Source organism: Rhodopseudomonas sp. AAP120 (assembly GCF_001295845.1).
Taxonomy (GTDB): Bacteria; Pseudomonadota; Alphaproteobacteria; order Rhizobiales; family Xanthobacteraceae; genus Rhodopseudomonas.
Map to the genome: position 1 here is coordinate 44,846 of NZ_LJIC01000044.1, position 6,874 is coordinate 51,719.

Sequence of the window (6,874 nt, forward strand, 5' to 3'; positions counted from 1 at the left end):
GAGCTCACGCGCCCATCCTCGTCAAACGGAGGTCATGTTGAACGAACGAGAGCTGCCGCTGATCGCCTTGCGGGCTTTTGTGGTCGCGGCCCGCAGCGACAGCTTGAGTTCTGCGGCCGAAGAACTGGGGGTCACCCACGGCGCGGTCAGCAAGCAGGTTCGGCTGCTGGAGGATTGGCTGGGGCAGCAGGTCTTCACCCGCGAAGGCCGCAGTATGGCGCTCACGCCCTATGGCAGAGTCCTGGCGGAGCAGCTCAGCCAGTCGTTCCGCAACATCGAATCGGCGTGCCACTATGTCCGACGCCGTCGCAGCAAGGCGGTGCTGGCGGTCGAGGCGCCGTCGACCTTCGCCATGTACTTTCTGATGCCGCGGCTGAAACGGTTCGAAACGGCAAATCCCGATCTGGCGGTCTGGATCTCGACCCGGATGACCGGACAGACGCCCGACGTGTCCTCACATGATCTCCTGATCACGCGGGGCATCAGCGAGAAGATCGGAGGGCAGCCCAAGGCGTCGATGGCATTGTTTGCAGAGAATCTGACACCGGTCTGCAGCATGGATCTTCTTCAGGAGAAGACCATCGAGGCGCCGGAGGACCTTCTCGCGTTTCCGCTGATCACGTCGGCGACACGGCCGGGTCACTGGGAGGCTTGGCTACAGAAAGCAGGCCTGCATGACCGTCTTTTCGAAGGCGGTCACCGGTTCGACCACATGTTCGTCGCGATGCATGCGGTGCGCGAAGGCCTTGGCGCGATCGTGGCGCCGAAAGAGTTCTTTCCGGGCAAGCCGGAATGGCGGCTGGTCTGCCCCTTCCCCGATCAGGTCGTGACGGGGGAGACCTACTTCGCTCATCCGACGTCGCGCGCGGATCCCCGCTATCTTCGCCGGTTCCTCGACTGGCTCGAGGATGAGATCAAGGGGTGACAGGCCAGCCTTCGGGCGATTTGCCGAACACCCGCGCCGAAGGTTGCGGGCCGGCGCACCACGTCGGGAGCGTTTTCTGGACCGACACAGCGCCACGTGCGACGCGCGAAGCTCCTCAGAGCTCCGCGACGAGGCCTCCACCGCCCAGAACGGCGTCGAGCATGAAGCCGCGGCAGCCGCGCAGGCTGCGGAGCGCGCGGTTGAAGTCGATGCCGGTGGTCACCAGCGATCGGATCGACGTCGGGTGACGGGCCAAGCCGCGCAGCACCTTGCGCAGATCGACATCGCCATTCGGCTTGATCGCGGTGGAGACTACCTGCGGCAGGCTGCGATTGGCGGGGTCGCTGATCACCCGCAGCGCCGCGAACGGCAGCCGAGCGGCAGCGGCGTAATCAGCCGCGATGTGGCTCTCCATGTCGACCGCGGCCGCGCCCGTCTCGGACCGCAGCGCCGCCTTGGAATCCCGCGCCGCCACCACGGCTTCGACGCCGACCAGTCCGCCGCGCACCACGCGCTGGCGGCCGAGACCGGCGCTTCGCAATAATTCGTCGCTGAGGGAAACTTCCGACGCCCAGCGGCGTTCACCCGCCACGACCTCGGTCGCGATGACGACGTCGCCGGCTTTGAGCGACGGATCGAGACCGCCGGCCACGCCGAAGCTGATCACACCCCGGATCGAGGTGGCGTCGAAGCTCGCCATCATGCGGCGCAACTGCTTCGGATCGCTACTGCTGCAGATGACGGTAAGACCCGGACCTTCTGCGATACGCGCTTCCTGTATCAGCCCCGTCACAATCAGAACCGGCCGCGGATCTCTCTCCGCCGCCGCTTCATTCCTAGCCCCCAGAATCACATTCCGACCCCTACGACCTTGCTGTTCGTGGATCTCAAATTTCGATACCGCGCCAGCGCCCAGAGCGGAAAGAACTTTGAGTAGCCATGATAACGCAGATAAAACACGCGCGGAAAGCCCGTACCGGTGTAGCGCTGCTCGTCCCACAGTCCTTTTTCGGTCTGTGTGCCTTTTAGGTACTCAACCCCGCGCGCTACGGCCGGATGATCGACTTCTCCCGCAGCCATCAAGGCAAGCAAGGCCCATGCCGTCTGCGAGGCCGTCGAGGCTGATCTTTCGTAGCCCCGGTAATCCAGACGGTAGCTAACGGCGTCCTCGCCCCAGCCACCATCCGGATTCTGCACCGAGGCCAGCCATTCGACCGCCTTGCGGATCGCCGGGTCCTGGTGGTCGACGCCCGCGGCATTCAGCGCGCACAGCACCGACCACGTGCCGTAAACGTAATTGAGGCCCCAGCGCCCGTACCACGAGCCGTCGGGGAGCTGGGTCTTGCGCAGATATTCGACACCGCGCGCCAGCACCGGGCTGCTGGCCGGCGTTTCACCGAGTTGTGCCAGCATCGACACGCAACGTGCGGTCACATCTTCCGTCGGCGGGTCGAGCAGCGCGCCGTGGTCCGAGAACGGGATGTTGTTCAGATAGTATTCGGTGTTGTTCACATCGAAGGCAGCCCAGCCGCCGTCGTCGCTCTGCATGCCCTCGATCCACTCACGGGCGCGGGCGATCGCGGTGTCGTAGGCCGGGTTCGGAGCGTCCTTGCGGGCGCGGTCCATCGCCATCACCACCACGGCGGTGTCGTCGAGGTCAGGATAATGGGCGTTGTTGTACTGGAACGCCCAGCCGCCGGGACGGACGTCGGGCGCCTTAGCGGCCCAATCGCCCTTGAGGTCGAGCACCTGGCGCGGCAGCAGCCAGTCGAGCGCCGGACGCACCGACTTCGCCCCCTGGAAGCCGTCCGCCTCGATCACCGCGTGGCTGGCCAGCGCAGTGTCCCACACCGGCGACACGCAGGGCTGGCAATAGGCCTCGTCGCCACGATCGACCAGCAGCAGCTCGATGCCGCGGCGCTGGCAGGCGCGCGGCGGATAATCCTCGCCGTAGCCGAGCGCATCGTACATCATCACCGCGTTGGCCATCGGCGGGAAGATCGCGCCGATGCCGTCCTCGCCGTTGAGACGCTCTTCGAGGAACGCCAGCGCCTTCTCGATCGAGAGCTTGCGGTACTTCTTCGGCATATACGGTTCGATCGCCCGCAGCACCGCGTCGATCGACCCGAACAGCTTGAACAGCGCGGCGTTCTGGTGCGGCGACTTGGCCAGCAGACCGATCGACTTGGGGTCCTGCAGGAACAGCTCGTCGATGCCGACGCCCTTGGCGTTGCGTGCCACCGGCTTCAGCGCCGACAGCACCATCAGCGGCACGATGGTGGTGCGCGCCCAATAGGAGATCTTGGTCAGCGTGAACGGCGACCAGCTCGGCAGCAGCATGATCTCGACCGGCAGCACCGGCACCGCCCGCCAGGTGGTGACGCCGTACAGCGCCAGCAGGAAGCGCGTGAACACGTTGCTGTGGATCGCGCCGCCGCGCGACCGGATGGCCTCACGGGCGCGCGCCATATGCGGCGCATCGACGTCGTCACCGATCATCTTGAGCGCGAAATACGCCTTCACGCTGGCGCTCATATCGAAGTCGCCGTCGTGCACCAGCGCCCAGCCGCCATGCATGCCCTGGGTGCGGCGGAGGTAGACAGCGATCTTGGCCTCGAGCTCGGTGGCGACCGGCTCGCCGAGATAATGGCGCATCAGGACGTATTCGGCCGGGATCGTGGCGTCGGCTTCGAGCTCGAACACCCAGTGGCCGTCGTCGCGCCGGAACCCCATCAAAGCGCCGCGCGCGGCATCGATCGACGCGTCCAGCGTCCTGCCGCGATCAGCACCGGAAGTCTGAATGCCGGAATCCATTTTGTTCGTCGTCTCCGTGGTCACCGGCCCGGCGAAAATCGCCGAGGCCTAGCCCCGTGCCAGCACCAGATCCGCGGCACGATTGCCCGAGCGGACCGACCCTTCGATGGTGGCCGGCAACCCCGTATCAGTCCAATCCCCTGCAAGGAACAGGTTTTTCCACTGAGTGACCGGCCCTGGACGCAGGGCGTTCTGGGCCGGTGTAGCCTCGAAGGTCGCACGGCGCTCGCGGACAATTTGCCACGGCGGCAGATTCGCCGTGATTCTCGCCACCTTGCAGATTTCGCTCCAGATTTCGGCCGCGAGCTGATCGCGCGGCGCGTCGACCAGGCGGTCGCCGTTGCTGATCGTCACCGACAGCCGGTTCGGGAACGCGAACAGCCACTCCACCACGCCGCCGATCACCCCGGTCAGCGCCGGCATTCCGGCGGGCGGCGCATAGGCGAAATGGGCGTTGACGATCGCCCGGTACTTCTGCGGCGTCTTCAGGCCGGGCAGCAACGACGCCGCCGGGCGCGGCGGCACCGCCAGCACCACCGCATCGTCGGGGCCGACGGTGACCACATCCTCGCCGCCGAAATTCAGCGCCTCGACCCGCTCGCCCGCGGCCGCGAACGACCGGAGCTCGTGACCGAACTGCACGCCGGGGCCGCTACGCGCGAGCAGCTCGACGGCCGGCTCGACCAGCACGGCGCTGAGGCCGTCGCGGGCGATCAACGGACGGCAGGCGTGGCCGCCGGCCAGCAGCGTCTCGCGCACCACGGCGCCGGCGAGCCCGGCGGAGCCTTCCGGCGGATCGACGTTGAGCGCGGCGAGCAGCAGAGGAGCAACCAGCCGGTCGTACAGCGGGCCGCGGCACGGAATGGTGTCGCCGATCAGCTTGGTGGTCGGCGCCCACAGCAGCGGCGCCAGCGCCAGGTAATCACCGATGCCGGTGTCGGGCACGCGCCGCTTGGCATCGAACAGCCAGAACGGCAGCCGGCCGCGGCCGAGATCGAGCTTCCAGCGCGCACTCGACTGCAGATCCATGAAGTCGAACTCGGCGCCGGCCGGGCCGACCAGCCCTGCCTCGGTGCCGATCGAACGCGCGTAGTCGCGCGCGGCGTGGTTGCCCGACAGCAGCAGATGGTTGCCGTTGTCGATCACCAGATTGGTCTGCGCATCGAAATACGAACGGCAGCGGCCACCGGCCTGCTGCATCGCCTCGTGGACGCGCACAGTGAAGCCTCGGCGCGCGAGCCTGGTCGCAGCCGCGAGACCGGAGATTCCAGCACCGATGACGTGAACGGTTTTCGACATCACACAATCGCGTATTGTAGCAGAATGCCGATCTTCGCCGCTTTGCCGAGCTTGACCGGCACCCGCGGCGGCGCGAAGCCGCGCGCGATCAGCAGTTGAAGGATCGAGAAGTAGTACTTGCCCATGATCCGCGGCGCCTTGACCACGCGGCGCGGATTGCGGCTCATCACCACGTCCGCGGCGTCGAAATGCTTCAAGGCCCGCGCCACCAGCGGCGCACAGACGTTCGGCAGCGCCGGGTCCTCGGCAACTGTCATCGGATCCAGGCTGGTGATACCGGCTGCGAGCAGACCCTCGCGCGGCAGATACAGCCGGCCGAGACCGGCATCCTCGTCGATGTCGCGCAGGATATTGGTGAGCTGCAGCGCGCGGCCGAGATGATGCGCCAGCAGAATGCCGTCCTGTTCGGGCAGACCGAAGATCCGCACCGACAGCCGGCCGACCGCGCTGGCGACACGGTCGCAATACAGGTCGAGCGTGGCTTCGTTCGGCGCACGGATGTCGGCGACGACGTCCATCTCCATGCCGTCGATGATCGCCAGGAAATCCTCGCGCTTCAGCCCGAAGGCGCGGACCGACTCTTGATAGTCCGCCAGCCGCGGCGGCGGCGCGCCGCGATACAGCGCGTCGATATCGTCGCGCCAGCGCTGCAATCCGGCGGCCCGCACGTCGCGCGGCTGATCGGAATCGGCGATGTCGTCGACATAGCGGCAGAAGCTGTAGACCTGGAACATCGCCTCGCGCTGCGGACGCGGCAGGATGCGCATCGCGGCGTAGAACGAGCTGCCGGCCGCGGCGCCCTGATGCTCGGCGGGATCGGACGGGGTCTGCATGGTCATGCGCGCGGCGCCGGCTTCGACACCGGCCCCCTTCCGAAGCTGCGGCGCATGATTTCCGATCCGATCGCGCCGACCGAGGCGAACATGAATTCGATCGGCTTCAGATGCACCCGCTCACTCAGCGGATCGCGCACCTTCAGCATGGCGACGATGCGATCGGCGAAACTCTGGATCACCGAGACTTCGAGCCCGAGCCGGAAATCCTTGACCTCGGCAGCCAGCGGCCGGCCCTGGCCGAGCAGCACGTCGTTGCGCACGGCGAGATCTTGCAGACATTTCAGCAAGGCCGGCGAGGACTTCAGCAGGCCGAGTTCGTCGACCTTGGCGCCGACCGCGTCCAGCGCGTCGCGCGGCAGATAGACGCGATTGAGATTGCGATAGTCCTTACCGCAATCCTGCAAGTGGTTGTTGATCTGCAGTCCCGCGCACAGCGCGTCGGACGCCGGCCAGGTCGAGGTGCTCTCGCCATGGACGTCGAGCATGAAGCGGCCCACCGGCATTGCCGAATAGCGGCAATAGTGGATCACCTCGTCCCAATCCTCGTAGCGCAGCTTGGTGACGTCCATCCGGAACGCGGTGAGCAGATCGAGCGCGTGGCGCGGCGGCATCCCGCGCGCGGCCAGCGCCTTGCGCAGATTGACCGCTTCCGCCTGGGTCTCGCCGCGGCCGAGCAGCTCGGCTTCGAGCAGATCGAGAAAGCTCAGCTTGGTCGGCGCATCGAGCATCGCATGGTCGGCGATGTCGTCGGCGGTCCGGACGAAATTATAGAACGCCAGAATCAATTCGCGATGCCGCGGATGGATGATCCACGACGCGACCGGGAAGTTCTCGTCCCGGTGGGTCTTGCCGGATCGCAATTCGCTCGCAGACGTCATCGTTCTGGCTAACGCTCGTTCTGATACGGAACGCCCGACGCGAGACGAGCTCGAGCTCGGGACATGGAAAAACGCCGCGAACGGACCCTCCCGGTATCCCGGGCTGATCCGTTCGCGCACGC

The 6,874-nt window shown here is 66.4% G+C and carries 6 protein-coding genes; 1 reads left to right on the forward strand and 5 read right to left on the reverse strand.

Annotated features, from left to right (window positions below; genetic code table 11):
* The first annotated feature begins 34 nt into the window (after nucleotides 1–34).
* A complete protein-coding gene (locus IP86_RS08130) occupies nucleotides 35–925 on the forward strand; it encodes a LysR substrate-binding domain-containing protein (protein ID WP_054162014.1) in 891 nt (296 codons plus the stop codon).
* Between the two features lie 115 nt (nucleotides 926–1,040).
* Here the strand turns inward: IP86_RS08130 and IP86_RS08135 are convergent, their stop codons facing one another.
* From IP86_RS08135 to hpnC, 5 genes are read right to left on the reverse strand one after another with little or no spacing between them, the layout of a single operon-like run.
* A complete protein-coding gene (locus IP86_RS08135) occupies nucleotides 1,041–1,778 on the reverse strand; it encodes a phosphorylase (RefSeq protein WP_054162015.1) in 738 nt (245 codons plus the stop codon).
* Nucleotides 1,775–3,739 carry a squalene--hopene cyclase gene (gene shc, locus IP86_RS08140; RefSeq protein ID WP_054162016.1) on the reverse strand — a complete coding sequence of 655 codons (1,965 nt, stop codon included), beginning with the start codon at nucleotides 3,737–3,739 and terminating at the stop codon, nucleotides 1,775–1,777. Before shc ends, IP86_RS08135 begins: the two co-directional genes overlap by 4 nt.
* 48 nt (nucleotides 3,740–3,787) lie before the next feature.
* Complete coding sequence (hpnE, locus tag IP86_RS08145) at nucleotides 3,788–5,038, reverse strand: hydroxysqualene dehydroxylase HpnE (RefSeq protein WP_054162017.1); 1,251 nt, start codon at nucleotides 5,036–5,038, stop codon at nucleotides 3,788–3,790.
* Nucleotides 5,038–5,877, reverse strand: coding sequence for a presqualene diphosphate synthase HpnD (gene hpnD, locus IP86_RS08150; RefSeq protein ID WP_054162018.1), 840 nt, complete (start codon nucleotides 5,875–5,877; stop codon nucleotides 5,038–5,040). The genes hpnE and hpnD overlap by 1 nt, the downstream gene beginning before the upstream one ends.
* Nucleotides 5,874–6,752 (reverse strand): squalene synthase HpnC, encoded by an 879-nt coding sequence (hpnC, locus tag IP86_RS08155; RefSeq protein WP_054162019.1) that lies wholly within the window; start codon nucleotides 6,750–6,752, stop codon nucleotides 5,874–5,876. Before hpnC ends, hpnD begins: the two co-directional genes overlap by 4 nt.
* Between the last annotated feature and the right edge of the window lie 122 nt (nucleotides 6,753–6,874).

Coding starts and splice junctions, on each gene's coding strand:
- IP86_RS08130 (WP_054162014.1), top strand. CDS start 35: ATGTTGAACGAACGAGAGCTGCCGCTGATCGCCTTGCGGGCTTTTGTG.
- shc (WP_054162016.1), bottom strand. CDS start 3,739: ATGGATTCCGGCATTCAGACTTCCGGTGCTGATCGCGGCAGGACGCTG.
- hpnE (WP_054162017.1), bottom strand. CDS start 5,038: ATGTCGAAAACCGTTCACGTCATCGGTGCTGGAATCTCCGGTCTCGCG.
- hpnD (WP_054162018.1), bottom strand. CDS start 5,877: ATGACCATGCAGACCCCGTCCGATCCCGCCGAGCATCAGGGCGCCGCG.
- hpnC (WP_054162019.1), bottom strand. CDS start 6,752: ATGACGTCTGCGAGCGAATTGCGATCCGGCAAGACCCACCGGGACGAG.